Origin of the sequence: Gemmatimonas sp. (assembly GCF_036405635.1) — a bacterium.
In the GTDB taxonomy this organism is placed as follows: Bacteria; Gemmatimonadota; Gemmatimonadetes; order Gemmatimonadales; family Gemmatimonadaceae; genus Gemmatimonas.
In genome coordinates this window covers 1-26986 of sequence record NZ_DASWXE010000093.1, presented here as the reverse complement: position 1 = coordinate 26986, position 26986 = coordinate 1, and the positions used below count along the sequence as shown (strand labels likewise).

Annotated in this window: 22 protein-coding genes; 8 read left to right on the top strand and 14 right to left on the bottom strand. The window is 64.9% G+C overall.

Annotation, left to right across the window (positions count from 1 at the left end; all coding sequences use genetic code 11):
* The first annotated feature begins 277 nt into the window (after positions 1-277).
* Positions 278-1270, top strand: a complete 993-nt coding sequence (locus VGE27_RS07820) for a creatininase family protein (RefSeq protein WP_331049089.1) — start codon at positions 278-280, stop codon at positions 1268-1270.
* Positions 1271-1455: 185 nt separating this feature from the next.
* On the opposite strand, the gene VGE27_RS07815 is transcribed toward VGE27_RS07820, so the two are convergent.
* Both VGE27_RS07815 and VGE27_RS07810 read right to left on the bottom strand, forming a co-directional pair.
* On the bottom strand, positions 1456-2616 hold the full coding sequence (locus tag VGE27_RS07815; RefSeq protein WP_331049088.1) for an MBL fold metallo-hydrolase: 1161 nt from the start codon (positions 2614-2616) through the stop codon (positions 1456-1458).
* A 17-nt stretch (positions 2617-2633) separates the two neighbouring features.
* Positions 2634-3251, bottom strand: a complete 618-nt coding sequence (locus VGE27_RS07810) for a helix-turn-helix domain-containing protein (protein ID WP_331049087.1) — start codon at positions 3249-3251, stop codon at positions 2634-2636.
* A 69-nt stretch (positions 3252-3320) separates the two neighbouring features.
* Here VGE27_RS07810 and VGE27_RS07805 point away from each other — a divergent pair, with 69 nt between their 5' ends.
* Positions 3321-3839 (top strand): hypothetical protein, encoded by a 519-nt coding sequence (locus VGE27_RS07805; protein WP_331049086.1) that lies wholly within the window; start codon positions 3321-3323, stop codon positions 3837-3839.
* 58 nt (positions 3840-3897) lie between these two features.
* On the opposite strand, the gene VGE27_RS07800 is transcribed toward VGE27_RS07805, so the two are convergent.
* The 3 genes from VGE27_RS07800 to murB all read right to left on the bottom strand — a co-directional run bounded on the left by VGE27_RS07800 (position 3898) and on the right by murB (position 10220).
* The gene (locus tag VGE27_RS07800; protein WP_331049085.1) at positions 3898-5253 is read right to left on the bottom strand and encodes a hypothetical protein; all 1356 of its coding nucleotides are present in this window, start codon (positions 5251-5253) and stop codon (positions 3898-3900) included.
* Between the two features lie 78 nt (positions 5254-5331).
* Entirely contained in the window at positions 5332-9099 is a 3768-nt protein-coding gene (locus VGE27_RS07795; RefSeq protein ID WP_331049084.1) for a TonB-dependent receptor, read from the bottom strand.
* A gap of 140 nt (positions 9100-9239) precedes the next feature.
* On the bottom strand, positions 9240-10220 hold the full coding sequence (murB, locus tag VGE27_RS07790) for a UDP-N-acetylmuramate dehydrogenase (RefSeq protein ID WP_331049083.1): 981 nt from the start codon (positions 10218-10220) through the stop codon (positions 9240-9242).
* Positions 10221-10249: 29 nt separating this feature from the next.
* On the opposite strand from murB, the gene VGE27_RS07785 reads away from it, so the two are divergent.
* From VGE27_RS07785 to VGE27_RS07770, 4 genes are all read left to right on the top strand, one after another.
* Positions 10250-11698, top strand: coding sequence for a pitrilysin family protein (locus tag VGE27_RS07785; RefSeq protein ID WP_331049082.1), 1449 nt, complete (start codon positions 10250-10252; stop codon positions 11696-11698).
* Positions 11695-13089 carry a pitrilysin family protein gene (locus VGE27_RS07780; RefSeq protein ID WP_331049081.1) on the top strand — a complete coding sequence of 465 codons (1395 nt, stop codon included), beginning with the start codon at positions 11695-11697 and terminating at the stop codon, positions 13087-13089. The genes VGE27_RS07785 and VGE27_RS07780 overlap by 4 nt, the downstream gene beginning before the upstream one ends.
* A 166-nt stretch (positions 13090-13255) precedes the next feature.
* A complete protein-coding gene (locus VGE27_RS07775) occupies positions 13256-14767 on the top strand; it encodes a Gfo/Idh/MocA family protein (RefSeq protein WP_331049080.1) in 1512 nt (503 codons plus the stop codon).
* A 218-nt stretch (positions 14768-14985) separates the two neighbouring features.
* Entirely contained in the window at positions 14986-16449 is a 1464-nt protein-coding gene (locus tag VGE27_RS07770) for a M20/M25/M40 family metallo-hydrolase (RefSeq protein ID WP_331049079.1), read from the top strand.
* Here the strand turns inward: VGE27_RS07770 and VGE27_RS07765 are convergent.
* From VGE27_RS07765 to hisG, 9 genes are all read right to left on the bottom strand, one after another.
* Positions 16436-17182: a DUF4397 domain-containing protein gene (locus VGE27_RS07765; RefSeq protein ID WP_331049078.1), complete on the bottom strand. Its 747-nt coding sequence runs from the start codon at positions 17180-17182 to the stop codon at positions 16436-16438. The genes VGE27_RS07770 and VGE27_RS07765 overlap by 14 nt on opposite strands.
* 167 nt (positions 17183-17349) lie before the next feature.
* Positions 17350-17991 carry a bifunctional phosphoribosyl-AMP cyclohydrolase/phosphoribosyl-ATP diphosphatase HisIE gene (gene hisIE, locus VGE27_RS07760; RefSeq protein ID WP_331049077.1) on the bottom strand — a complete coding sequence of 214 codons (642 nt, stop codon included), beginning with the start codon at positions 17989-17991 and terminating at the stop codon, positions 17350-17352.
* Entirely contained in the window at positions 17988-18782 is a 795-nt protein-coding gene (gene hisN, locus VGE27_RS07755; protein WP_331049076.1) for a histidinol-phosphatase, read from the bottom strand. Before hisN ends, hisIE begins: the two co-directional genes overlap by 4 nt.
* On the bottom strand, positions 18779-19561 hold the full coding sequence (hisF, locus tag VGE27_RS07750) for an imidazole glycerol phosphate synthase subunit HisF (RefSeq protein WP_331049075.1): 783 nt from the start codon (positions 19559-19561) through the stop codon (positions 18779-18781). Before hisF ends, hisN begins: the two co-directional genes overlap by 4 nt.
* 3 nt (positions 19562-19564) lie before the next feature.
* On the bottom strand, positions 19565-20104 hold the full coding sequence (locus VGE27_RS07745; RefSeq protein WP_331049074.1) for an imidazoleglycerol-phosphate dehydratase: 540 nt from the start codon (positions 20102-20104) through the stop codon (positions 19565-19567).
* The gene (gene hisA, locus VGE27_RS07740) at positions 20101-20814 is read right to left on the bottom strand and encodes a 1-(5-phosphoribosyl)-5-[(5-phosphoribosylamino)methylideneamino]imidazole-4-carboxamide isomerase (protein ID WP_331049073.1); all 714 of its coding nucleotides are present in this window, start codon (positions 20812-20814) and stop codon (positions 20101-20103) included. The genes VGE27_RS07745 and hisA overlap by 4 nt, the downstream gene beginning before the upstream one ends.
* Positions 20811-21464: an imidazole glycerol phosphate synthase subunit HisH gene (gene hisH, locus VGE27_RS07735; RefSeq protein WP_331049072.1), complete on the bottom strand. Its 654-nt coding sequence runs from the start codon at positions 21462-21464 to the stop codon at positions 20811-20813. The genes hisA and hisH overlap by 4 nt, the downstream gene beginning before the upstream one ends.
* Positions 21461-23923, bottom strand: coding sequence for a histidinol dehydrogenase (gene hisD / locus VGE27_RS07730; protein WP_331049071.1), 2463 nt, complete (start codon positions 23921-23923; stop codon positions 21461-21463). Before hisD ends, hisH begins: the two co-directional genes overlap by 4 nt.
* Positions 23920-24798 carry an ATP phosphoribosyltransferase gene (gene hisG, locus VGE27_RS07725; RefSeq protein ID WP_331049070.1) on the bottom strand — a complete coding sequence of 293 codons (879 nt, stop codon included), beginning with the start codon at positions 24796-24798 and terminating at the stop codon, positions 23920-23922. Before hisG ends, hisD begins: the two co-directional genes overlap by 4 nt.
* A 367-nt stretch (positions 24799-25165) precedes the next feature.
* On the opposite strand from hisG, the gene VGE27_RS07720 reads away from it, so the two are divergent.
* Both VGE27_RS07720 and VGE27_RS07715 read left to right on the top strand, forming a co-directional pair.
* Positions 25166-25663 carry a plastocyanin/azurin family copper-binding protein gene (locus tag VGE27_RS07720; protein WP_331049069.1) on the top strand — a complete coding sequence of 166 codons (498 nt, stop codon included), beginning with the start codon at positions 25166-25168 and terminating at the stop codon, positions 25661-25663.
* A 109-nt stretch (positions 25664-25772) separates the two neighbouring features.
* Positions 25773-26986: hypothetical protein (locus VGE27_RS07715; RefSeq protein ID WP_331049068.1), on the top strand; the 1214-nt coding region annotated here is incomplete at its 3' end.

Below are 26986 nucleotides of genomic sequence, written 5' to 3'. Positions count from 1 at the left end.
CCGTGCGGCAGCAGGAATGCGGCGGAGAGCAGTGCGGTGCGGGAGAGTGTGCACGACACGGTACGCGCCAGAATTGGGCGGGGCATGGAGATGCGTCCGACGAAGGGCGGGAGGTGGGACATTGCAGCGCCAGGAAGGAGGGAGCGCAACGGAAAGGCGATCACGAAAAACCCACGCGTGAAACTGGCGCGGCTGTGCGGAAAGACGCAACGTCGTGAGGTCGGCGATTCATCTGCCGCGTCCCACCTCGTCTCCTCTCCCCACCGGTACGCCCAGCATGCCTCTCCCCATTAATACGCGATCCTCGCGTACTTCGCTCGCCACCACCTTTCGGTCCGCGTTGACCACCGCGGCGGTGATGGTGACGACCGCCACCATGCTCGCCGGCAGCGCCCAGGCGCAGCCCGGCGCGCCGCGCGATCCGCGCTCGATGGGTGGTGGCAACTGCCCGCAGAACCCCTACAACTGCGCCGACACGCCCAATCCGCTCCCCGCACCCAACACGGTGTGGCTGGAAGAGATGACGTGGATGGACATCCGTGACGCGCTCAAGGCCGGCAAGACGACGGTGATCATCACCACCGGTGGCATGGAGCCCAACGGACCGTGGCTGGTGACGGGCAAGCACAACTACGTGCTGCACACCAACTGCGAAGCCATCGCCCGCAAGATGGGCAATGCGCTGTGCGCGCCGATTGTGAAGTTCGTGCCCGAAGGCAACCTCGAGCCGCCTTCCGGCCACATGACGTCGCCCGGTACGATGTCCGTGCGCGAAGGCACGTTCCGCAACCTGCTGACAGATCTCGTGCACAGCCTCAAAGTGCACGGCTTCAAGAACATCATCCTGATTGGCGACAGCGGCGGCAACCAGGGCGGTCAGCGTGCTGTGGCCGATTCGCTCACGACGATCTGGAAGGGTTCACCCGTGGTCGCGCATGTGCAGGAGTACTACGACTACGCCAGCGTGACGGAGTACATGAAGACACGCGGCATCGCGGAAGGCGCGTCCGACAACCTGCACGATGATGCGATCATCACGCTCAACATGTTCATCGACGATCCAAAGAGCGTGCGCTACGACGAGCGCGTGAAGGCCGGCAAGGCCACGATCAACGGTGTGTCGGTGGCGGATCGCAAGAAGAACACCGAGCTCGCACGTCAGATCGTGGACTATCGCGCCAGGATGACCATCGAGGCGATCAACAAGGCCATTGCAAACAAGGGCACGCTGCCCGCACCGCCGCGTCGCGCGCCGGGCGGGACAGACTGACAACAGATCGCAGAGTTCAGTTTCGCCGCGGATGGCGCGGAGAATCGCGGAAACAACACGGATCAGACAATTTCAATGTTTGATCCGTGTTGTTTCCGTAGCCGTTGCCGTGTGATCCGCGGTAAATCTGAATTCTCAGACGCTTGCTGCGAAAGGCTATTGAACGGACGGCCATGTTCATGTGCTCAGCGAGCGCGCCACCACGCTGAAGTCGCGGTGCGCATGTCCGTGTGCATATCGAGTGACAGCGCCTCGCCGGGGCGCGGTGTGAGTAACGGAGTGTCGCGCAACACGCGCGAGCCGGCATGCGCGGTCTGCAACCGCTCGATGGGATCGTCCCACGAATGGTACGCGAGGTTGAACAAGCCCCAATGCACCGGCAGGATCGCCTGCGCCCGCAATGCTTCCTGCGCGAGGATGGCTTGTTCCGGCGCGAGATGCCAGTCGGGCCAGCCACGGTCGTAGGCACCGATCTGCATGAGCGTGACATCGAAGGGCCCGAGGCGCTCACCAATGTCGTGAAACATCGACGTCATGCCGCTGTCGCCCGAGTAGAACACGCGATGTGTGGCGGTGGTGATGGCCCAGCTCCCCCACAGGGTCGCATCGCGATCGAGCAGTGAACGCCCCGACGCATGACGCGCCGGCGCCAGCGTGAAGGTCACGCCACCCACCTGCTGGGATTCCCACCAGTCACACTCGGTGATCTGCTCAGGAGCGATGCCCCAGTGTTCGAGATGGGCACCCACGCCCAGCGGCACGAGGAAGCGCAGCATGCGACGGCCCGGCTGCACGGCGCGCGCGGCTGCGTGTCGTGCTGCGAGTGCGACGATGGTGCCTTGATCGAGGTGGTCGTAGTGGTCGTGTGAAATGACGATCACATCGGGCAACGGCAGTGCGTCGAGTGCGACAGGCGCGGCATACCAGCGACGCGGCCCAGCCCAGCTCACGGGTGACGCGCGCTCGCCCCACACCGGATCGATGAGCACGTCGAGGCCACCGATCTCGAGACGCATCGACGAATGTCCGAACCAGGTCACGCGCGGCGCGGTGGTGGATGTGGCGCTCCAACTACCGAGACTGTTGCCGACGGCGGACGCATCGATGGTGTGCACCACCGGCAGCGGGTGGGACGGCACCGACTGACGGCTGCGCGTGAACAGCCCTTGCATCATGGCGCCGACCTTGATCACCATCGGCTCGACATTGATGAAACGCCCATCGCGTGACTGCGGTGAGCTCGCAATACGTGCGGCGCGGAGCTGCGCGCTGGGCGTGGAGCCGATGCGCGGACCAAGGCGATGCGCGCCAATGGCGTCGCAGGGAGATAGCGTGGCGGTGCTCATGGAATTTTCGGAGAGGACTACGCGGTACGTGCAGCGTTTGCCGTGTGCAGCAAGAGCGGGGCGCACATCATGCGCACCGCATCACCGATGAGGGTGCGGAATTGCTCGCGGGACGTGGCGCTGTGTTTGTGACCGCGAGCCACGGCGTGCAGCGTCACCGCAAGCTGCGTGGGGGAGAGCGACAGCGGTTCGAGCAGCGACGCCAGCGGCGACGCTGCGATACGCCGCGCGAGCGCCTGCTGGAACTGGGCATCGCAGTCGGCGGCAATGGGGCCGATGAGCGTGGGGCCCACCTCGCGGAGATCGGACGCCACGGCGCTGCCCAGCCCGACGAACTCGCCCATCCAGGCGTCGAAGGCATTCACCAGCGCCGACTCCAGGTCCGGGTCTTCCATCGCCAGCTCAGCGGCCGCCTGCGCGCGGGTCATGAACTGCATGACCACGGCGCGAAAGAGCTGCTCCTTGGCGGCAAAATGCAGATACAGACCCTGTCGGGAGATCTGGGCGGCATCGGCCACGTCCTGCATGGACGTCTTCCGGTAGCCGTAGCGCATGAACACGCCCAATGCGGCGTCGAGCAGGCTTTCGAGACGACCGGAATCCGGCGCGGCGACGATTTCGTCGGATGTACTCATGCGTCATACTAGACACATTAGGCCTATTGTGTCAAGTGATGCACGCTTGGAGTCCGGGTATCTTTGAGAATGCCTACGTCCACTGGCTCCATCGGCCCGGCGTTCCCACTCCCCGCTCGAAGGGCTGTCGCTGCCCTGCTGCTGGCGGGAGCCTCGGCAGCATGTACAAAGCCCTCCGACGCCGCCCAGTCGCCTGATTCCACCGCCACCGCCGGCGGCCTGCTGGGATCGGCCATGAACGGTGTTCGCCCCGACGGCCGGGACGCCGCGCTGAATGACTCCGGCCCGAACGTGCGCCTGGAGTACCAGGCCGACTCTGTGAGGCTGGTCATGGACGCCACCCCCGGCGATCAGATCAATGCCCTGCAGCCACCCGTGCTGGAGCTGCGCGATGGCCGTCGTCTGTCATTCGCGGGGTCGGAGATCACGTCCGACAGCGCCTACTTCGTGGGCGACGTGGCCCTGATGTTACCGCGAGCCATCGCCCCGACGCAGGCCACACTGCACACCAGCTACTGCCGTGCCGGCGAGCGGTTGTGCCGCAGTGTCTCCCGCACCGTGCAGATAGCCGAACGCGCGGGCAACTGATCGAAACGTTCGATCGGTCACCTGCGCGTTCAACACCGGTGTGTGAACAGCGAACGGATTACTTCACCACGCGCGCCCGCTCGATGCGGAAGGCCCCGCTGTCCCGCACCGCCATGAACACCACGCCGCCCGGCGCGAAGCCGATGATGGTGCGGTTCTCCGGCACCAGCACACGATCGACCGCTTCGCCCTTGTCATTGATCACGTCGTAGACTGATCCGGCCGGCTGAGGCTTGGTGGGAATGGTGCGCACCCAGATGTTGCCATCGGCATCGGGACGTGCGCTCGTTGCAAAAAACGGCGGCTGATAGTCCGGCAGGTCACTCGGCGACACATAATTGATCTGCGGCGGGGCCACCTGCGGCGACTGTGTCGGACCACCCGCACCACCGCCACGCATTTCAAAGCGCATCACGACCTGCGGCGCACCACCGCCTCCGGCGGCACCACCACCCATGGCTGAGCTGAAGGCTTGCGCCATCTGCTGTCCCTGGCCGGGATTGGCGGCTGCCTGACGATCGCGGATGGCTTTCACCGAGTCGATGAGCTTCACCTTGTCGTCATCGGTGAGGCGCTTCCAGTCGAACGGAATCTTGGGGGAGCTGCGCCACTGCTTGGCGGGGTTCATCCAATCCACGTGGTAGTCGCGGCCGCGAATGAGCGCGACATCACCCTTCGAGGTGACTGCCCACTCGTCCACCACCGGCAACGGATTGACCTCGATGGACACGCTGATCATGCCGTCATCGGAGCGCGACATGTTGGTGTTGGTCTTCGGAATCTTCACGAAGCCCACCGTGTCGAGCTGACGTGACTGCAGATTCACGCGCACAATGGCCATGGTGTCCGGCTGCTGGGGCAACTGCGGCACACCACCACCGCCACCGCTCGGAGGTCCCATGCGCATCTGCATCTGCGGCATGCCACGATAGATGAGATGTCCATCGTGATAGTACGCGCCGCCCAGTCCACCGGCCGCCAGCATCATGGCGTCTTGTGAACGGGGCACTGACATCACGCGTGCAATCTTGCCGGCCGGATCGATGACGAGCATGGACAGCGACGCGGCGTCCACGAACAACGTGGAATCACCGCGATAAGCAATGAGACTCCCCGTGCGCGGGCCGTACGCGTTGGCCGTACTCGGCGTGGAGTCGGCCACCACCGACAGCACCTTCATGGCGGAATCGACGAGCAGTACTCGACGACTGGCCACGTCGTTGATGAGCAATCGGCCATCGGACAATGCGCGCACATTGGCGACCTGACCCAACGATTCGGTGGTCGTGGCTTGCACGGGTCCAAGCTGACGAATGGCCGGGCGTTCCTGCGCGTGCAGCGTGCGGGGCACGCCAAACGCGAGCCCGGAGACGGCGAGACCCGTCGCGAGGATGCGTGGAGAGAAGGGTGTCATGGTGAAGGAGGCTGAGGGAGAGGAAACGAACTATCGGGCAACGGCGTGATGCCGTGATGTGCACGTGCGAGTGTGGAGCTACCGCATGATGATGGTGGTCTGTGCGCCGCCCATGCCGCCGGCGCCCATGAACGTGGCGCCACCAGGCAGCATCATCGGTCCGCCGCCACCACCTGCGGTTCCCGAGCGGATGCTCTTGAGGTAGCGATCGTCGAGCGACGTGGTGATGAACGGCGGCAGGCGGCGCAACTGCGCATCGGAGAGCAGACCGCGCACGGCCGGTGCATAGCCGCGCAGAATGTCGATGCTCGCTTCGCGGGCCTTCACATACTCCTGGTACACCCGGTCGTGGTTGTAGCCGTTCGGGAGATCGGCGTAACGCTTCGCGATGGGCGCCCAGATGGAATCGAGGCGCACCGTGTAGCGACGATTCATCATGGCCAGGCTGTCGGCCTGCGTGGATGACAGTTTGAGCGTGTCCTGATCGCGCAGGATGGTCGCCATCGGATTGGGTACGCCACCCGTGCCGAACTGCGCCTTGATGACCGCTTCCTGGGCCTTGGTGCCCTGCGTGCGGCGGCCACGATCGAGAGCCTGCGTGAGCACCTGCCGTTCGCGTGTGGCGCCGATGTCGTAGCGGAGCATGGCGCTGATGGTCACCGGCGCACGGAACTGCTGGAACTGGGGGTTGGTGGCGCCGAAGCGCTGGTTCACTTCGTACTTGTAGCGCTTGGTGACCGGATCGAAGCCGCGCACATACAGCAGCGACGGATCGACAAACACCTGCTGTCCCCAGCCACGCAGGTTCTTCTCGCCGTGCATGAGCAGATCGGCGGCACCCAGCGGGTTGCTCACGTTGAACGACAGCGTGGCGCGCTGCGGCATGCGCACCTTGAGCGGGTTGAACGAGAACGACAGGTTGGCCGTGTTGATCCACGGTCCTTCGCAGCTATTGCGACCGGCCAGTGTGCCGAGCTGCTTGGTGAGGCAGCGCCGGGCGACATCGGAGCCCTTGTCCAGCAGCGCCTGCATCGCAGCGGCGGTGGAGGCATCGCCTGTGGCTGCGCCCGTGGCCGACGGATTGAAGATGAATGCGCGGTCGTTGCTGAAACCGTCGCCGTTCACATCACCACCGATGGATGGCGTGAACGGTGAGCCTGAGCGGAACTGGCCGCCCCACGAGATGCGGATGAAGTCGAACGCGTTCCACGTCACGCTGTAGGTGATCTGGTGCCGCGAGTCGAAGGGTGAGCGTGACCACGCAATGGCGTTCGGGTCACCCGCGGTGCTACTGAAGCCGCGGAATTGCTCGCGCACATTGCTGTACGTGTAGCTGGCGTTCCAGCTGATGTTGCTGTTGAACGTCATCGGCGAAAAGCGCGCGGTGAACTGCGCGCTGCGCGAGCTCAGGTCACTGCGCTGCTCGGTGACACGCTGGAACGTGGAGTCCACGCGGCCATCACCGGCGGCAATGCCACCGGTGGGCGGCACGATGCTGGTGGGGCGCACGTACACCGGCCGGCCCCCTTCATTGTCGATGGCGAAGCGTTCGATACCGGCAAAGTTGCGGTCCACGAAGCTCGACTGACGCTGGTTGATGGAATAGGTCGCGTCGAACGAACCGTTCATGCGATTACCCAGAATCGCGCCAGACCAGCTCAGGTTGGAACGGATGCTGGTGGACGGTGCGAAGTTCTTCGCGAACAGCGTGACATTGGGCGCGCCATTGGCGAACACCGTGCCCGTGGTGCCGTCGGCACAACGCGTGGGGATGTTGTCCGGGTTGGCGTAAGCGTTCCAGTTGGGCACCGGTGTGGCGGGGCCCACGCAGGCGAGCTGCTGAATGGCGTTGGTCAGGCCGGTGTTGTCGATCGCCGATCCGATGAGCGTCGCCTGCGGCATGTTCTGGAACATGCCGATGCCACCACGCACCACCGCGCGCGGACCACGGAACGCGCCCTGAAACGCGCCGATCTGCGGGGCGGTGCCGTACTGCCACGAGAAGCCGCCGCGCACGCTCGGATAGATGCCGTTGGGCACGTCAGCATTGCTCACGCCGAACCGCTGCTGCACCGCGGGATTTTCGACGGGCGTATCGAGGAACCTGTTGGCGTCGAGACGCACGCCGTACTGAAATTGCAGACGCTCCGTGCGCCGATACGAATCACCGAGTGAGACCGCGCCGATGAGCTGACTGGCATCGCGTTCGCGCGGCGAGAGCGTGCGCGTGAACGACACCGGAATGCCGGCCTGCAAGTCGGCCAGCGAGTTGTAAGTGAAGGTGCCGAGCCGATTGGTGGTCTGGTCCTGCGAAGACCCATCGCGACGGAACTCGGACGCCAGCTTGAGCCGATGTTTGTTGTTTGCGCTGAACCACGACAGCGAGTTGCTCGCCATCAGGCTGTTGGACGACTGTGTGGTGGCCAGCGTCTGATTGCCACCGAATGACAACATCTGCACGCCGGTGGTGCCATCGGCAAAGGCGCTGTTCACACGCACACGGCCCGCCGGCAGATTCACGAAGGGCGACCCTTCATTCTGCGAGGCGTTCATGCCCACGGAAGTTTCGGTGAGCAGGTTCACGCCCCGCAGCGACAGATAGGCGCTGTGGCGTCCCTGCAATCCACCATTGAAGCCGGTACGCTCGGCGCTGGTGGTCGGCAGCGCGGCAGTGAGCGGTGTGGCCGGGTTCTGACGATTCCAGGCGCCGTTGAACGTGAGATTGAACGCGGTGCCACTCGTGCTCGAGGGCGGCGCAAAGTCGACGCTGCCGATCACGCTCCCCTGATCTGCAAGGCGGCTGCCAGGCAGGCCGTTCGCTGCGGTGGGCACATTGGCACCACCCAGAATGCCCACGAGACGCTGCACCGAATCAGACGCGATACCTGTGGCCTGCAGTCCTACGGTCGAAGTATTGAGCAGGGTCTGCAGATCGTTGCTGCGACGGCCCAGCTGAAAGGCCATCATGTAAAACGCTTTGTCGAATACCAGTGGTCCCGACACGTTGCCGCCCAGCGAGCCATTGCTGTATTGCTGACCAGTGGCGCGCGCAGGCGTGTCCATCCACTGCAACTGCGGCGCTTCTCCAAAGAAGCTCAGGCCGCGTGAACTGAAATTCGACCCGCTGCGTGTGGTGAGGTTGAACTGCCCGCCGCTGAATCCACCGCGCGACACATCATACGGAGAGGTGGACAGCGAGCTCCCCACCTGCGCATCCCGCGGCAGGCCGGCTCCGCCAAAGTTCATGCCGTTGAGTGTGGTGTTGTTCTGGTCCGCACCCATGCCCATCACCGAGTAGCCATTGGCACCACCGTCCTGCCCCGGCACGAGCTGCACACCCGGCAACGTGGCGGCCATCGCAGCTAAGTCGCCCATCTGATCCGGCGGCAATTGCGCGTTGTTGGGCGGGAGTACGCGCTCGGTGCCGCTGATGTCCTGACTGACATCATTGCGCGAGACCTTCTGCCGATCGGCCGTGACTTTCATGGCATCGAGTACCGTGCCCACTTTCGACAGCTTGGCGTCGCCCAAGAGCACGTCTTCATCGGCCACGCGCTTGATCTCGAAACGTTTCTGCGCGAAGCCGACGGCGTTGACGGTGATCATGTAGTCACCGTCGCCGTTGGGAAACGTGACGGTATAGCGTCCGTTGCGATCAGTGCGCGCGGTGCGGTTCACATTGCCGGAGATCGTCGTCGCGATGACGATGACGTTCTCCAGCGGTTCATTGTCGGCGCCGGTGATGCGCCCGCGAATGACGTCCACCTGCTGCGCGCTGACCGGTGTCGCGAGACACGCCAGCAGCACCAGCAGGACGGCCATCAGGCCATGAAATCGACGTGACACGTCGGTGGGGGCGGAGGTGACGAAGTGGAGGTGACCGGCACCGTCCTGCATGCCGGGTGCTGACTTCGACACAGCCCCGCCGGAGAGCGTTTCCTCCGCTTTTGACTCGTCATTGCGAAACCAAGACGGTCCCGGAATCGCTAAAACTCCCCGATGAACCCCACTTCGGGTTCGAGTTCGTGCCCGAACTTCTCCCGTACTGTGGCCTGCGCGTGTGCGATGAGTGCCCGCACATCCGCCGCGGTGGCATGACCCAGATTCACCAGGATGTTGGCGTGAATGTGCGAGATCTGCGCATCTCCCACGCGATAGCCCTTGAGTCCACACTGATCAATCAGACGCCCGGCGCCCACGCCTTCGATCTTCTTGAATATCGAGCCAGCGCTCGGGTGCACCTGCAGCCACGGATGCCGCGAGCCGCGCCATGACAGGTTTTCCTGCAGGATGCGATGCAGGGCCGCGGGATCTCCCGGCGTCAGGCGAAAGGTGGCGCTCAGCACCACATCACGCCGGTGGTGGAAGACCGTGTCGTCGTATCCAAATTGTATGTAATCCGCGTCCACCACGCGCCGGTCGCCTTCTTCGCGCAGAATGTCACACGAGGCAAAGACCTCGCTGATGAACATCGTGCGCTCGCGCTCGGGCGCTGGCGACAGGAAGTGCAGGTTCTGCCAGAGCGCCCCGCCAATTGTGCTGGGGATGCCGATGTAGTGCTCGAGACCGGAGAAGCCGGCCCGTACCGTCTCCAGCACGAGGTCCTGTACCACGGCTCCGCTTTCGGTCCACAGCGTGCCGTCGGCATCGAGACGGTGCCCCTTGGCCTGATTGCGGATCACCAGTCCGCGCACGCCCCGGTCACCCACCACGATGTTGGCGCCAAGACCGAGCACGAACCACGGAATATTCAGTGATTTTGCCGTGGAAATAGCGGTGGCGAGGTCGTCTGCCGTGGTGGCATCGTACAGGACGTCCGCCGGACCCCCGATCCGAAACGTGGTGTACGGAGCCAGCGGTTCGTTCACGTGCAGTCGCGCTGGTTCGAGGACGCGTCCCAGCGCCTCGGCGAGGGCGGCCGGTGCGGTCCCCCCGTGTGTCGGCGGTGTCGAAGCAGGATCAGGCATCGCACAAGTATCCCCATCCCCGTCATCGAATGCCAGCGTCCATTTCACGGACATTGCGCGGCCCGCGCCTCCTGCGTTGGGGGCTGCTTGCAACGTTGCTCGCGGCGCCCGCCACCCTGGCGGTGGTCGAGCCACTCGAAGCCCAGTCGCGCGCGGAGCTCGACAAGGTCCTGCGCCGCAAGCTGCTCGCCAATGGCATGGAAGTCATCGTCGTGGAAAACCACGGGGTGCCCATTGCCACGCTCGAAATCAATGTGCGCAACGGCGCGTTCACGCAGTCGCCGGACTATGCCGGCCTCGCGCACATGTACGAGCACATGTTCTTCAAGGCGAACAAGGACCTGCCCGATGCCGAGGCCTTCACGGATCGCGCCGGTGAACTGGGCGCCGTGTTCAATGGCACCACGCAGGAAGAACGGGTCAACTACTTCCTGACACTGCCAGCCGATTCGGTGGCGGGTGGCCTCAAATTTCTGGCCAGCGCCCTCATCAATCCGAGCTTCCGCGAGGACGAACTCGTTCGCGAGAAGGAAGTGGTGCTCGGCGAATACGATCGCAACGAAGCACAGCCCGGGTTCGACTTCCAGCAAAAGGCCACCGCGCTGCTCTATCCCGGTCAGTTCAGCCGCAAGAACACGATCGGTGATCGCAAGGTGATTGCGGCGGTCACCCCGGCCCAGATGCGTGAGATCCAGCGTAAGTACTATGTGCCCAACAACAGCGCATTGATCGTGACGGGTGATGTGGACCCCGAAAAGATCTTTGTGATGGCCGAGCAGATCTTCGGTAGCTGGCCCAAGGGTGCCGATCCATTTGTCGCCGATCCCATTCCCCCCATTCCCGCGCTCGAGGGCAACAAGGCGCAGATCAGCGAAGAGCCGATCAACGCGGTGGCCGTGCTGATCCAGTGGCAGGGGCCCAGTGTGGGCAAGGATCCCGGGGCCACGTTTGCGGCTGACGTATTCAGTGATGTGCTCAATACGCCGGGCTCCACGTTTCAGAAGAATCTGGTGGACACAGGGCTGTGGCAGGGCGTGGGGGTGAACTACTACACGCTCAACCAGACCGGTCCCATCTCGATCAGCGGACAGACCACGCCCGACAAGTATCGCGCGGCCATGGCGGCGCTCGAGCGGGAGATCGCCAAGTTCACCGATCCCACCTACATCACGCTGCGCGAGATCGAAGCGGTGAAGGCGCAGCGTGCGGTGTCGAGTGCGTTTGGCATCGAGAAGGCTTCCGAGATTGCGCACACCATCGGCTTCTGGTGGAGCGTGGCGAACCTCGACTACTTCATGAGCTACACCGATCAGATGGCGCAGCAGCGTATCACGGACCTCATGCGCTACACGCGCACCTATATCGCAGGCAAGCCGCGCGTGACCAACGTGCTGTTGTCGGCCGAGGCGCGGCGCGCGATCGGTCTCACGGAGAGTGAGCTGCTGACGCCGAGCACGCGTCCGGTGGTGCGTCCATGATGCGACCGCGTGTGATGTTCATGGCCGGGGCGATGCTGTTGGTGGGTGCGGCCTCGCTCGAGGCGCAGGCCACGCGCGCACCCGTGCGTCGTCCACCCGTGCGTCCGACGACGGCCCCTGCGCAGCCACCCGCATCGCCCGCCGTGATGGGCGACGATTCGCTCACGATGAAGTTCGAGGTGAGCGGCATCCCGGTGATTCTGCGCCGCGTCACGGCCAACAATGTGGTGGCCGCCAACCTGTACCTGCTGGGTGGCGTACGGCAGCTGACGCCGGCCACGCAGGGTATCGAGACGATGTTGCTGGAGGCCAGCGAACGCGGCACGCAGAAGTACCCGCGTGATGTGCTGCGCACGAAGATGGCGCGCATGGGCAGCGTGATCGGCGTGAGCCCCGGTGTGGACTGGACGGTGATGGGGCTGCGGGCCACGACCACGTCGCTCGACAGCACCTGGGCGATTCTGGCCGACCGCATCATGGCACCACGGCTCGATCCCGCCGAAGTGGAGCTCATTCGCGAACAGTTCGTGACGGCGGTGAGCCAGCGCAAGGATAGCCCCGATGCGTTGCTCGATTTCATGGCTGACAGTATCACGTTCGCGGGACACCCTTATGGTCTCGAGCCCACCGGCACCGAAGAGACGCTCAGCGCGCTCAAGGTGTCCGATCTGCGCACGTATCAGACGCAGCAGATGGTCACGTCACGCATGATGCTGGTGGTGGTGGGCAACGTGACACGCGCGCGCGTGGAGAAGCTGGTGCGCGAGTCGATCGGTCGTCTGCCGCGCGGCACCTATGCGTGGACGTTGCCTGAACCGCCGGCTGACTTGCCGGGTGCGTACGTGATTGCACAGCGTCAGCTACCCACCAACTACCTGCAGGGCTACTTCCACGGCCCGCAGGCTTCGAGCAAGGACTACGCGTCGCTGCGTCTGGCGTGCGCGGTGCTGTCGGGTCGCTTGTTCGGTGAAGTGCGTCAGCGCCGCAATCTCACTTACTCGGTGAATGCGCCGTTCGTGGAGCGAGCGTTCTCCATGGGCGGCCTGTACGTGACCACCACGCAGCCCGATGAAGTGCTGGCCATCATGCAGCAGCAGATCCGTGCGTTGCAGGAAGGCACGATCACCAGCGATGGGCTCGACCGGTTGGTGCAGCAGTTCATCGTGACGTACTTCCTGGACAACGAGACCAACGCCGACCAGGCCAACATGCTGGCGCGGGCGGAGCTGTATCAGAGCGATTTCCGCCGGGCGTCGCGGTTCGTGGATGAACTCCGGTCGGTTACGCCCGAAGACATTCAGCAGGCGGCGCGCAAGTACATGACCAAGGTGCGCTGGGCCTATGTGGGCGATCCGTCCAAGGTCACGCCGGCACGCCTGCTGCGATTCTGAGCTGCCGCGAGGCTTTCGGAAGGGGTAGCCCCACAAGACTCTCGACGGACTGCAGGGGAAGGGCTATATCAACGGGCATCGCGCCCGTCGCACGGGGATGGCGGTTGGCCACGCATGGTCGACCCTCCATCCCCGAATGCCTTTCCGCCTCCCCTGCGCTCCCTCCATGTCGAGCAACTACACGCGCCGCGACTTTGTCGGCGACTCCGCGAAGCTGGCCCTGGGGGCCATGATCGTTCCCCGTGCGGTGTTGGGTGGGCCCGGCTATGTGGCCCCCAGTGCCAAGCTGAACATCGCGTGCGTGGGTATCGGCGGCATGGGGATGAGCAACATGTCGCAGATGCTCACCGAGAATATCGTGGCGGTGTGCGACGTCGATTTCAGCTACGTGGAACGCTCGCTGGAGGGGCGACTCAAGCCGCGGCAGGGCGAACCGACGCCGCAGAACGTGGAACTGGGTGAAGCCTTCAAGAAGGCGACGCGGTACGCGGACTTCCGGCAGATGCTGGACAAGCAGAAGGATATCGACGCGATCATGGTGGCCACGCCCGATCACCTGCATGCGCCCATCGCGCTCGCCGCGATGCAGCTGGGCAAGCACGTGTACGTGCAGAAGCCGCTGGCGTATTCGGTGTACGAAACGCGCCTGCTGGCCAAGGCTGCGGCGGCGAATCCCAAGCTGGCCACACAGATGGGCAATCAGGGCCACTCCATGGAGGGCTCGCGGCGCATCAACGAGATCATCGCCTCGGGTGTGCTGGGCAAAATCCACGAGGTGCATGTGTGGACGGATCGTCCGGTGCGCTATTGGGCGCAGGGCATCCCGAGACCGCGTGCGGCGAACGCGCCGGTGCCGGCCAACAATCCACGTCCGCAGTGGAACATGGGCACGGTGGACAACGCGGTGCGTGCCGCGATGGCGGCCAACGATACCACACCGCCGCCGGGCATGAACTGGGACCTCTACCTCGGCCCGGCGCCGGAGATTCCGTATCACCCCGCATATCACCCGTTCGCGTGGCGCGGCTGGATCGACTTTGGTGTGGGCGCGATCGGCGACATGGGTGCACATCTGATCGACCAGCCCTACACGGCACTCGGCCTCACCTATCCGACGAGCATCGTGGCGTCGTCGAGCCCGTGGGGTGGTGGCGCGCAGACGCCGGCGACGTACCCGATGGCCACCACTGTGCAGTTCGAGTATCCCGCCGTGGGCAAGCGCGGACCGGTGAAGCTCTTCTGGTATGACGGTGGTCTCATGCCGCCGCGTCCGGCGATGCTCCCCGATGACGTGCCGATGACCAACCCCGGCAGCGATGGCGGCGGCGGCGTGTTCGTGGGCGAGAAGGGCATCATGTTCTATGAGACATACGGCAACAAGCCGCGCATCTTCCCCGAATCGATCGCCGAGAAGGCGGCCAAGGTCCCGGTGTCGCAGCCGCGTGTCACCGTGTCGCATGAGCAGAACTGGATTCAGGCCGCGAAGGGTGAAGCCGTCATCAGTTCGCCGTTCTCGCAGGCCGCGCCGCTCACCGAGACCATGCTGCTTGGTATTGCTGCGTTGCGTGCCGGTCAGGGACGCAAGGTGTTGTATGACGGCGAAAAAGCGCAGTTCACCAATGCGCCTGATGCCAATCAATACCTCACGCGCGTATATCGGAGCGGCTGGCAGCTGTAGTCGAGAACAGCGGAAGGAACACAGATTGCGCAGATAGAAACCACAAACGCACAGATACCACTTCAATTCATTGATTGTATCTGTGCGTTTCTCTTTTAGATCTGTGGAATCTGTGTTCCTCCCGCTGTTACGTTTCGATCGGGCAGCATGCGCTGCCTTGTACGTCACGAACCAGGAAGGAGCCCAGGATGCCAGCGGTACTGACGTTTCGATCGAACATGACGATGGTTGCCGTGTTGAGCGTGATAGGCGCGCTCAACACCTCGGTCGCGATGGCGCAGGGTGCGAGTCCCTATGTCGTCAGCACTCCGGCACCCGCTGGCTTCGATCGCGCGCAGGCGCAGGCCGCCACGCTCGAGCATCTCAAGGCACTCATCGGGCGCAACACGCAGAACCCGCCGGGCAACGAATTGCTCACGGCCCAGTACTTCGACAGCGTGTTTGCGAAGGTGCCGGGTGTGGAGCGCCATGTGCTGCCCGCTGGGGAAGGGCGCGCCAACTTTGTGGCCCGCTTGCGCGCCACCAACCCCACCAAGAAGCCCGTGATGATCATGGGCCACATGGACGTGGTGGGCGTGGACACCGCCAAGTGGAAGACGCCGCCGTTCACGGCCACCGTGGTGCAGGAGCCTGGTGTCCAGTACCTCTATGGCCGCGGCGCCATCGACGACAAGGGCATGCTGTCGGCCGCCACGGCTGCGCTGCAGCAGCTCGCCGCGCACCGCGATCAGCTCGATCGCGACATCATCTTCCTCGCCACGGCTGCAGAAGAGGGTGGTCCGGAAGTGGGCATCGATGAAATGGTCGGCAAGCACTTCGACCTGATCAAGGACGCCGAGTTCGCGCTGAATGAAGGTGGACGTGTGCGCGTGGCCGATGGCCGCGTCATGTCGGTGAATATCCAGACCACCGAGAAGGTGTCGTACACGGTCACCGCATTGGCCACGGGGCCCAGTGGTCATGGGTCCGTACCACTGCCCGACAATGCCCTCGCGGCGCTCTCTCGTGCGGCGCAGCGCGTGCATGCCTGGAAGGCGCCGGTGCTGCTCAACGAGACCACCCGTCTCTACTTCTCGCGACTCGCACGCATCGAGAAGGACCCCGTCATGAAGGCCGCCATGCAGCGCGTCTCCGCACCGGGCGCATCCAAGGCGCAATTCGATGCGGCCGCCGCCATCCTATCGCGCGAACCGCTGCACAATGCTGTGCTGCGTACCGGTCAGTCGCTCACCATCATCAAGGGCGGCATTCGCAGCAACGTCATTCCATCCGATGGCAGTGCCACCTTCAATGTGCGCGTGCTCCCCAATGACGACGTGCGTGGCATCGTCACCGCGTTCAATCGCGTGGGCGCCGAAAAGCAAGTGACGTTCACGCTCGATGGCGAACCGCGTACGTCGCCACCGGTGTCGCCGGTGACCACGGCGCTGTATCAGGCCATGGAAGCGTCGGCCGTGGCCATGGTGCCAAGCACCACCGTGATTCCGTTCATGAGCACCGGCGCCACCGATGGCGCCGCACTGCGGGCCAAGGGGATTCCCACCTACGGCATTCTGCCCATGCCGCTGCCCATGGAAGACGAACTCCGCATGCACGGGGACAACGAACGTGTCCCCGTGCCCGCTCTCGGCTGGGCCGCCGAGTTTCTCTATCGCACGCTGCAGCGCGTCACGGCACGATAACCGCCGCGGCGTCAGCCAAGCGATCGTCCACCACGATCATGTCGATCGTGGTGCCGGTCGATCCAGTCAGCACCACCGTGTAGCTGTGCCCAGCGACCAGGTTGAGCGAACGTGCGATCACCTGCTGCCGGCTTTCCTCGGTGCGAATACGTATGGCCGCATTGGTCGGCACCACGGACTGAAAACCTGTTTCACCGGACGTGCTCACATTGTCGAACAGTAGCCCCTGACGGCCATCGAGGACCACCTCCACGCTGCCGACCATAGGCGATCCATGCACGAAGCGTACGCGTGCCATCGCGCTGTCCCGGCCCACATCATCGCGCAGGATGCGCAGTTTCACCGCTCCATCCTTCTCCGGTAGCGTCACCACCGTGTAGTGCGACCCGTCCATCATCATCTGGAAGTCGCTGGCAATGGTGGTGTCGCGTCGGTCGTCCTTGACGCGAAAACGCGCCACATTGTCGTTGAGCGGGACATAGGCCGTCACGCCTTTCCGCGAGACATCGGCGAAGAGCTGGTTGTCATCGGCGCTCACGGAGATGGTGCGGCTTTCCGGCAACGCATTGATCATGCGCACCAGTGAGACGCCGCGTCGTTCAGCGAGTTCGCTTGGTGTCGCCTCGAGGCGGCCTTCGGAGGTTCTGGTCTCCACACCCTGTTCCACGCGTTCGCCGCGACACGCCGCGGACAGCGCCAGCAGGGTGAGGGACATCATGGGCAGAGATCGCATGACTGCTCCCGTGGGTTCGGTATGGGGTGCGCGTGATACCGCTAAAACACGCGCCGCACGTGCGTCACTCGTAGGCGCACCGGTGCGTCGAATTTGTGTGCACGTCGCGTGCCCATACCCCCAGATCCGTGCAACTGATATGTCGCACGGATCACCAATGCATTCAGCTACTGGTCGGAATTGCCCGTGAGTCCGGCACGTTGCGCCAATACCTCGCGCACACCGTCGAGTGTGCCACCCGTTGCACGCAATGCCACCAGCGCGTGGTACAAGAGGTCCGCCGTCTCTTCCGTGGCGCGCTCCACATCCTGATCGACGCAGGCCGTGGCCAGCTCGACCGCTTCTTCACCCAGCTTCTTGAGGCGCAGGTTGCGGTCGCCGAGCAGGCGCTGAGTGTAGCTCGAACCACCGGTCTCGCCATGCATCGCCTGCTGCCGTGCGGTGATGGTGGCGTCGAGGGCTCCGATGGCATCGGCCGACAAGGCGGTGTCGCGAAAGCAAGACGTGGTCCCATCGTGGCAGGCCGGGCCCACCGAGATCACGCGGGCCAGCACCGCGTCGGCGTCGCAATCCGCGGTGAGCGACACCACATGCTGTACGTGACCGCTCGTGGCACCCTTGTGCCACAGGCCGCGGCTGCGCGAGAGGTAGTGCATCTGACCGGTGCGCAGGGTGTACTCCAACGCCTCACGATCCGCGTGCGCCACCATGAGCACCACACCGCTCCGCGCATCCTGCGTCACGATGGTGACGAGACCATTGCCCTTGGTGAAATCGAGCGTGTCGAGATCAAGCACCACCGCGGTCATGGGCGTGCCTCGGTTCCGGTGATCAGCACATCGCGCACGACGCTGGCCAGTGCGGCATTTGTGGCAATGATGTCGCCGCCAAACGCCGTGTTGCGGCCTCGCCAGTCGGTGAATCGTCCACCGGCTTCAGTGATGAGCGGGTACACGGCCGCCGCATCCCACGGATTCACGATGTCGTCCACCATCACTTCCGCGCGTCCGGTGGCCACCAGCAGGTAGCCATAGCAGTCACCCCACGTGCGGGAGACGGCAACACGCTGCGCGAGCTGCGACCAAGGTTCGCGCCGATGCGGACGATCGGGGAACCGTTCATCGGTGATGAGCGCGGTGGCCTGATCGAGCGATGCGACCGTGGACACCTGAGCCCGCGCGCCATTCCACCAGCACCCTTCACCCGGCGCCGCCGCCACGAGCTCTTGCACCGCAGGAAAGCAGGCCGCACCGGCTAACACGGTGTCGCCTTCACAGCAGGCCACCAGTGTGCCCCACAGCGGCACGCCACGCACGAACGACTTGGTGCCATCGATGGGATCGAGAATCCACTGTCGCTTTGCGCCTTCGCGTTCGTTCGGAAACTCCTCGCCCTGCAGGCCATCTTCGGGGAATCGTTCCGACAACCACGCGCGGGCGGCGCGCTCGGCCTCGCGATCGGCGATGGTGACCGGCGATCCATCGCCCTTGATCTCCACGGCGACACCGTCGCGATACCAACGCATGGCTGTGTTGGCAGCCACCTGCGCGACTTCTGCGGCAGCCTGCATGAGCGAAGCCGGTGTGATGATCTGACTCATGCTGCCACCGCCTGCAGACCGGCGTTGCGCACGGCGATACCGGCGTCGTGCATGACCTGCTTGAGAGCGCCCACCGTGGTGAGTCCATCGTGCAGAATGCCGGCCACCAATACCGCATCGGCATTGGCCCGCACCACCGCATCCACCAGGTGCTGCGCCTCACCCGCACCGCCGGAAGCAATCACTGGCACGTTCACGGCCTTGGCCACGGCGCGCGTGATCTCGAGGTCGTATCCCGTGCGCGCGCCATCACGATCGATGCTGGTGAGCAATATCTCTCCCGCACCACGCTCCACACATTCCTGTGCCCACGCCACGGCCTCGAGCGGCGTCTCCTGACGGCCGCCCTTCACCCACACCTTGTACACGCCATCCTCGTTGCGTTTGGCATCGATGCTGGCCACCACGCACTGCGCACCAAATCGTTCTGCGGCCAGCGTGAGCACCTCGGGGTGCTGTACCGCCGTGGAATTGAGCGACACCTTGTCCGCACCGGCCCGCAGCGCCTTGGCCACATCATCCACCGTGCGGATACCGCCGCCGATGGTGAGGGGAATGAACAACCGCTCGGCCGTGCGACGGGCCACATCCAGCAGGGTGGCGCGTTCTTCAGCGCTGGCCGAGATGTCGAGAAAGGTGATTTCGTCGGCGCCCTCGAGCTCGTAGCGCTCGGAGAGGGACACCGGGTCGCCCACATCACGCAGTCCCACGAAATTCACGCCTTTCACCACCCGTCCGCCGCGCACATCGAGGCACACGATCACTCGCTTGGTCAGCATGCGTCAGTCCGTGATCTCGAGCTTCACCGAACCCTTGGTGCTGAACACCGCGCCCGATTCGACCAGTGCTTCCCGCAGCGCGAAGCCCAATCCCTTGATGGCCGCTTCGACGATATGGTGCTGATCGGTGCCGCGCAGCACACGCACATGTAGCGTGGCCTTGGCATTGTCGGCGAAGGATCGCAGGAAGTGGTCGTACAGCCTGGACGGCAGCGGACCGCGGTAGTACGGTCGGCCGCCAATGTCGAGCACCACCTGCACCAGCGCATCGTCCATCGGTACGGTGCGTTCGCCATACCGCGCACAGCCGGCCGGCGCGAACGCCGCCACGGCCTGGCCGAGCGTGATGGCCACATCTTCGATGAGATGATGCTTGAGGTCACCCGTGGCCTGCACATCGAGATCGACACCGGCATAGCGCGCAAACGCCACCAGCATGTGATCGAGGAAGGGTTCGCCGGTATTGACCGTGGCGCGTCCTGTGCCCTGAACGATGGACAGGCGGATCTTCGTTTCGTTGGATTCCCGCACCACCACAGTCATGCTCCGAACTCCTCGGCCAGTCGGCGTGCATCGAGCACGCCGGTGTACAACGCCATGCCCAACACCGCGCCCGCGAGGCCGCGATGTTCGAGCGCTCGCATGTCTTCCAGGCTCGTCACGCCGCCCGATGCATACACAGGCCACGGACTGGCCTCCGCCACGTCTTCCATGAGCGGCAGGTCCGTGCCCTGCATGCGCCCCTCGAGGTGCACGGCGGTGACCAGCACGCCGGCCAGTGGCAACTGGCGCAACGATTCCACGAAATCGATGACGTCGATCGACGACGTCTCCGCCCAGCCACGCGTGACCACGCGTCGCTCGCGCACATCGGCGGCCACGATCAGGCGGCCCGGAAAACGATTGGCCATCTCTTCGCGCCAGTCTTCATCTTCCACGGCGCGTGTGCCCACCACCACCCACTCGGCACCATCGTCGATGAGGCGCTCGATGCGGGATTCATCGCGCACCCCACCGCCCACCTGCACCGGCACCGCGCTCTCGCGCAACAGGTCGCGAATGAGGTCGTGGTTCTGTCCGCGACCCGTGGCCGCATCGAGGTCCACGATGTGCATGCGTGTGAAGCCGGTGTGCACCCAGTCACGCGCGACCGACAACGGATCGGCAAGCGTGACCTGCTCCTGCTCGTAGTCACCGCCGACGAGCTGCACGCACTGACCACCGCGCAGGTCCACGGCCGGGATCGCGATCATGCCATACTCCGAAGTGAAGAGGCCAACGAAAGAAAGGCGCGAATGAGGGCCACGCCGCGCGTGCTCGATTTCTCTGGATGAAACTGGGTGCCGATCACGTAGTCGCGGCGCACCGCGGCAGGGAAGCGATCGGACTCGTGGGTGCTCCACGCCGTCACGTAGGGCAGACCCTCGGGCGAGGGGCGTCCCACATAGCTGTTGGCATAGTACGCGATATCCAGCCCGGCTTCACGCAACAGCGGGTCGGTGCCGTCGTCGATGACATTCCATCCGATCTGCGGCACGCGCACCGCGTCGAGACGGCGGACCTGACCGGGCACAATGCCCAGCCCGCGGCCCGGTCCTTCGTCGCTGCCATCGAACAGCAGCTGCATGCCAAGGCAGATGCCCAGTGCCGGCAGGCCGTCGAGTAGCGCCTCGCGCATCATGGTGCGGCCGGGCGCCAGCCGTGCGGCGGCCGGTGCGAAGGCGCCCACACCCGGCAGCACAAGGGCATCGGTGTCGTGCACGGCCAACTCGGGATCGGTCTCGACATGCACGAGCGCACCCTGTGTTTCGAGGGCCTTGATCAGCGAGTGCAGATTGCCGGCGCCATAGTCGAACACCGTGACGCGCACCGGGGCAGCATCCATGGAACGATTGGAAGTCATCCGTTCACCTCACGGACCGCCTCGTCAAAGGCAGTCAGAAACTGTTCGAGCAGCGGCCAGGGCCCCACACTGATGCGCAACGTGTCACCAACATGCGGCAACGCCGCAAAGGGCCGCGCCGCGACACCACGGGCACGCAGTGCCTGACCTACGTTGACCGCGTTCGGTACGGGTACGCAGAGATAGTTGGCGTGCGAGGGCAATGGTGTGAAGCCGCGCTGCGCCAGCGCCGCCGCCAGTCGCTCGCGGTTCTGCACGGCCAGCGCCACATGCTCCTGCACCCATGACATGTCGTGCTGCAGTGCGGCCAGCGCCGTCTGTTCCGCCATCGCGTTGAGCTTGTAGGGTCCACGCGACTTCTCCACGTCGCGCACCAGCGCGGGAGCGCCGATGCCGTACCCCACACGCAGTCCGGCAAGCCCGAACGCCTTCGACATGGTCCGGATCACCAGCAGGTTGTCCACGCGCATGGCGAGATCCACTGCCGACACGCCAGCAAATTCGGCATACGCTTCGTCGAGGAACACCACCCCCGGTGCCTCACGCACTGCCCGCTCGAGCAGCGATCGCGACAGCACCGCACCGGTGGGATTGTTGGGTGAGCAGAGATACAGAATGCGGGGGCGCGCTGCGAGCAACGCATCGAGATCGGGTTGCTGATCAGGGCGTTCGGTGACGCCCACGTACTGCAGACCATTCATGCGCGCGAAGATCGGGATCATCGCAAACGACGGCTCGCTGCTGGCGACAACTGAACCTGGTTCGCCGAAGGCGCGCATGGCGCTGTCGAGAATGTCATCGGAGCCGCATCCGGTGACGAGGCGGTCCGGTGTGGCGCCGGCAAAGGCCGCGAGCGCGTCCTTGAGCTCCGCCGCATACAGCGAGGGATACCGCGTGACACGTGCCACGGGCAGGTCACGCCACGTCCGTTCTGCCACCGGTGGCATGCCCCAGAGATTGGTGTTGTCGGTGAGGTCGAGATTCACCGGCGACCGCTTGGGATCGTACAGTGGGACGTCGTCGTACAGCGCGCGGGCAAAGCGCAGACGATCACCGAGATCGTCACCCGTGACACCCCCGATCTGCGATGACGCGGGAGATGCCGGTGACACGACAGCCTGAGGCGCGACTGATGGCGTACGCTCCCAGGCCCGCGCGGCGGCGGCATGCGCAGGCAATCCCTCCGCATCGGCAAACCGCCCCACATCAGTCGCCAACGACGCCGCCGCGACGGGCGTGACTTCCTGCCACGTGGTCCAGCGCACGAAGTCGAGCGTGGACAATCCGGAATAGCTGCGGGCGGCGCCAGCGGTGGGGAGCACATGATTGGCGCCGGTCATGTAGTCGCCAAACGCCACCGAACTCGATGCCCCCACGAAGATCGTTCCCGCATTGCGCAGTGCGGCCAGCACCCGATCGCGATCGGCATCACCTACCAACAACAGCAGATGTTCCGCCGCCCAGCGGTTGGCCAGCGCAATGCCCTCCTCCAGCGACGACACCTGCACCACACCACCGCGGGCGCTCAAGGCGGCGCGGATGACATCGGCGCGCGGTGCACCGGCCAGCTGTGATTCCAGTGCCGCTTCCACCCGTGAAGCCAGCGATGACTGGCCAGCCGCTTCCACAATCAGTGCCAGCACCGCCGCATCGGGATCGTGTTCCGCCTGTGCCAGCATCTCGCGCGCGATCGCATCGGCGTCTGCTGTTGCGTCAGCGAGTACGAGCAGTTCACTCGGACCGGCCGGTGCATCGATGGCCACCGACGACACGAGTTGCAGCTTGGCCTCGGCCACATACGCATTGCCGGGGCCCATGATCCGATCCACACGCGGCACCGATTCGGTGCCAAGCGCCATCGCGGCAATCGCCCCTGCACCGCCCACCGCAAAGACCCGGTCGACGTTCGCCAGTGCGGCGGCCGCCAGCACCACATCCGACGGGCGACCGTCTGCGCCAGGCGGCGTACAGACGATCACCTCGCCCACACCGGCCACCCGCGCCGGAATCGCCCCCATGAACAGCGAGCTGGGATAGGCGGCGCGTCCGCCCGGCGCATAGATGCCTACGCGGCCCAGCGGATCGGGGCGACGCACCACCGTGATGCCCGGCTCCGGTGTGCTGCGGGTGACCGTGGGCAGGAACGCGCGGTGCACGGTGGCGATGTTGCGCGACGCGCGCTCGAGCGACTGGCGGAGCGCAGGCGACAGCGCGGCGAGCGCACGAACCCATGCAGCGCGTGGCACTTCGAGCGCATCGAGCGCCGCACCGTCAAAGCGACGGGCCATGTCGAACAGTGCCACATCGCCGGTCGTGCGCACGGCGTCGATCAGGTCACGCGTGCGTTCCCGAATGGTGGGATCGACCGTGGACGCACGATCGTCGAGCGCGCGACGGGTGTTCTCGTCGAGTGCGGACCAGGCGCCGCGTGCACGTAGCGGCGGACGATCGTTGCTCATGGAACCAGTCGCTCGATGCGGGTCACGAGAATGCCTTCACCGCCCAAGGCGCGCAGCTGCGAGATGGTGCGATAGATGGTGTCGGCACTCACGACGGCGTGCACGGCCACATACCGGCCATGATCGGCGATGTCGATGACGGTAGGGCCGTTGAGACCCGGCAGCACGGCACGCACGGCGTCCAGCGATTCGCGTGGCACGTTGGCCATCAGGTAGCGCTGGCCACGTGCACGGATCACGGACGCGAGGGCGGTGACGAGATCGTCGAGTTCCTGGCGCCGCGACGTATCGCCGTTGCGTGGACCACCCACAGCGGTGATCAGGTGCGCACTCGATTGCAGCACCGTTTCCACTTCCCGCAAGCCGTTCACGCGCAACGTCGATCCGGTGGACGTGAGGTCGACGACGACATCGGCGATGCCCAGGTGTGGCGCAATCTCCGCGGCGCCCGATACCGGCACGACATCCACCGGCACACCGGCTTTCTCGAAGAATCGGCGCGTGATGTTGGGGAATACGGTGGCCACGCGCATCGGCGGGGCCTGACGGGCCAGGTCTTCCAGAGACCGCACACCGGAATCCTCCCGGGCCGCCACCACCAGCCGGCAGCGTCCGAAGCCCAGATCGAGGTGCGACGTGAGGTCCCGCCCTGATTCGTTGACCAGGTCCCATCCGGTGACGCCCACATCCGCCGCGCCGTCGGCGACGAACTCGGGAATGTCCTGGGCGCGCACGAAGATGGCTTCGAACTCTCCGCCAAGGGACGCCGTGAGCGCGCGCGCTCCGGAGGAACGCACTTCGAGTCCGGCGTCGTTGAAGAGCTCACGGGTGTCCTCGCTGAGACGACCCTTGTTCGGCAATGCGATGCGCAGCATGGAGTTATGGCGTTCCGTGTGATGGAACAAGTGATGAAAATCAACAAAAAAGGCCCGTCCTTCGAAGAGGACGGGCCCGGGGAGCCTGCGTGTCTGGGTGCCTTAGCGGCCGTTCACCTGGACATGCACAAATCGCCCCCGACCCGTCGGGCCGTGACCGTGATGTGCATGATGATGGTGCTGGCAGGGCGTTGGCATATCCGAAGCAGGCTAGCGAGCCGGTCCGGGTGCGTCAAGATGTGGCGGGGGAGGGGTTGGCGTCCGGGGAGCTTGTGAATAACTTCACAATGCTCACAGGGCCCTGTGAGCACAGGAATCAGTCCTGTAGAACGGAAATATTTCGATCAGGCTCTGGAGGCCTCTCGACATGCGGTTTCTCGGCTTTGCAGTGGTGACCGGCGCGGCGATCATGCTTGGCGCGTGCGGTGGTGGTGATACGGCGACGGCAGATTCGGCGGCGGCCGGCGCGTCGGCGGCGGCAGCAGCTCCGGCGGCGGCTGCGCCTGCGGCAGCGGCGGCCCCGATCACGGGCACGACGCACGAAATCAACATGGTCGGCGATGAGAAGGGTTATCGCTTCGAACCCGCTGAGATCACGATCAAGGCCGGCGACGGCATCAAGTTCAACATGATCAGCGGTGGCCCGCACAACGTCGCGTTCGACCCGGCCACGCTGCCGGCCGCGGCCAAGTCGGCGCTGCTCGCCAACATGCCGGAGCAGGCTGGTGAACTCTCGGGCAAGATGATGCTGAACGCGGGTGAGAGCTACACGATCTCGTTCGCCGGCGTCCCGGCTGGCACGTACGATTTCAACTGCACGCCGCACCTCGCGATGAACATGAAGGGCAAGGTCACGGTCCAGTAATCGGATCGCGTTCTGCAGGACGGCGGGGGCTGGCGCGATGCGCCAGCCCCCGTGTTCGTTTCGGGAGTGGTGATGCTTCACTTCCGATTCGCACCTCTCGCCGCATCGTGTGTCCCCTGATCGCCTGACTCGCGCCCGCTGGCTCGCGGCGCGTACCCGCAATGCCGCGCGACACGGCCTGCTCATCGCAGCCGTCAGTTGCCTGACGACACTGGTGGCGATCCTCACCTTCGTCCTGGTGCCGCGTCAGGTCGATCGCGCCCTCGCGCTGGCACTCGGTGATCTGCCCGCGCCGCGCGATACGCAGGCGCTGCTGCTGGACTGGCAAACAGCCATGCGGCACCAGGAACAGCTGCAAAGCCGCGCCGACAGCGTGCGTCGCATGGCGCTGTTCATGGCCGCAGCGCCCAGCAGCGATTCCGTGACCGGCTCAGGCAGCACGACCGCCGACGGAGCATTGTCCGCGCTGCAGCAAGCACTCGAACGGGCCCGCCAGGCACCGCTGGTGGAGAGCTACCGGACCCTCGTGCAGGAAACAGTGCTGCGCCAGGACACCCGGGCCCGCGCGGCACTCGACACCATCGAGCAGGTGCACCGGGAACGAGAGGCGTATGCCGCGCTGGGCGGTCCCGATGCGCGCTATGCCGCACTCACCGCACGCCTCACACGGCTTGGTGATCGACTGCTGGCCATTGGCACCGAGCAGCTTCGCCAGGCCACCGGACAACCCGCATCCGGCGACGCGGGGACATTGAGCGGCACTCCGGGTGGCGTGCCAGCGGACACCACCGACTCGAGTCAGGCGATGCGCACTGGCGATGCCCGTGTGGCCGGTGATTCTGCGTTGGACTCGGAGATCCGGCGCGCGATCGAAGCGACACGACTGGCCGATTCTTCGGTCGACGCGGCGCGTCAGTTCAATCAGGAACTTGGTGTCACCCGCGAGGAGGTGCGCGCGCGGGTGCAGCTTGCCATTCCGCCCGTCGCGGCGCTGCTGGCGTCCCTCGTACTGGGAGTGAGCGTTGGATTCGCGACGGCGCTCGTTCGCGAGATTCGGCGTCCCAAGGTGGGTGAGGCGCAGGAGCTCGAATGGATCACCGGTGCGCGCGTCATCGTGCATCACGAGCAGGCGCGCACGCGTGTCACCGATGGGCTCACTGGTGGCCACGAAGAAAGTGATGCCTGGCCGATGTTGCACCTCACGCTCACGAACATCGGCGACGTCTCCCGTGAAGTGGAAGTGCTGAGTGACCAGCCGATGATCGCCGCCGCCGTGGCGATCCATCTCGCCGCCATCGCAGCCCGCGAATCGCGTGAGACGGT

What these genes read in the sequence shown, in the direction of transcription:
- hisIE (WP_331049077.1), bottom strand. Translation starts at nt 17,991, where the DNA reads ATGACCGCGGTGGTGCTTGATCTCGACACGCTCGATTTCACCAAGGGC.
- hisH (WP_331049072.1), bottom strand. Translation starts at nt 21,464, where the DNA reads ATGACTTCCAATCGTTCCATGGATGCTGCCCCGGTGCGCGTCACGGTG.
- VGE27_RS07805 (WP_331049086.1), top strand. Translation starts at nt 3,321, where the DNA reads ATGCCTACGTCCACTGGCTCCATCGGCCCGGCGTTCCCACTCCCCGCT.
- VGE27_RS07820 (WP_331049089.1), top strand. Translation starts at nt 278, where the DNA reads ATGCCTCTCCCCATTAATACGCGATCCTCGCGTACTTCGCTCGCCACC.
- hisD (WP_331049071.1), bottom strand. Translation starts at nt 23,923, where the DNA reads ATGAGCAACGATCGTCCGCCGCTACGTGCACGCGGCGCCTGGTCCGCA.
- VGE27_RS07785 (WP_331049082.1), top strand. Translation starts at nt 10,250, where the DNA reads ATGCCAGCGTCCATTTCACGGACATTGCGCGGCCCGCGCCTCCTGCGT.
- VGE27_RS07720 (WP_331049069.1), top strand. Translation starts at nt 25,166, where the DNA reads ATGCGGTTTCTCGGCTTTGCAGTGGTGACCGGCGCGGCGATCATGCTT.
- VGE27_RS07775 (WP_331049080.1), top strand. Translation starts at nt 13,256, where the DNA reads ATGTCGAGCAACTACACGCGCCGCGACTTTGTCGGCGACTCCGCGAAG.
- hisF (WP_331049075.1), bottom strand. Translation starts at nt 19,561, where the DNA reads ATGCTGACCAAGCGAGTGATCGTGTGCCTCGATGTGCGCGGCGGACGG.
- hisA (WP_331049073.1), bottom strand. Translation starts at nt 20,814, where the DNA reads ATGATCGCGATCCCGGCCGTGGACCTGCGCGGTGGTCAGTGCGTGCAG.
- VGE27_RS07780 (WP_331049081.1), top strand. Translation starts at nt 11,695, where the DNA reads ATGATGCGACCGCGTGTGATGTTCATGGCCGGGGCGATGCTGTTGGTG.
- VGE27_RS07765 (WP_331049078.1), bottom strand. Translation starts at nt 17,182, where the DNA reads ATGCGATCTCTGCCCATGATGTCCCTCACCCTGCTGGCGCTGTCCGCG.
- murB (WP_331049083.1), bottom strand. Translation starts at nt 10,220, where the DNA reads ATGCCTGATCCTGCTTCGACACCGCCGACACACGGGGGGACCGCACCG.
- VGE27_RS07770 (WP_331049079.1), top strand. Translation starts at nt 14,986, where the DNA reads ATGACGATGGTTGCCGTGTTGAGCGTGATAGGCGCGCTCAACACCTCG.
- VGE27_RS07815 (WP_331049088.1), bottom strand. Translation starts at nt 2,616, where the DNA reads ATGAGCACCGCCACGCTATCTCCCTGCGACGCCATTGGCGCGCATCGC.
- VGE27_RS07810 (WP_331049087.1), bottom strand. Translation starts at nt 3,251, where the DNA reads ATGAGTACATCCGACGAAATCGTCGCCGCGCCGGATTCCGGTCGTCTC.
- hisN (WP_331049076.1), bottom strand. Translation starts at nt 18,782, where the DNA reads ATGAGTCAGATCATCACACCGGCTTCGCTCATGCAGGCTGCCGCAGAA.
- hisG (WP_331049070.1), bottom strand. Translation starts at nt 24,798, where the DNA reads ATGCTGCGCATCGCATTGCCGAACAAGGGTCGTCTCAGCGAGGACACC.
- VGE27_RS07745 (WP_331049074.1), bottom strand. Translation starts at nt 20,104, where the DNA reads ATGACTGTGGTGGTGCGGGAATCCAACGAAACGAAGATCCGCCTGTCC.
- VGE27_RS07800 (WP_331049085.1), bottom strand. Translation starts at nt 5,253, where the DNA reads ATGACACCCTTCTCTCCACGCATCCTCGCGACGGGTCTCGCCGTCTCC.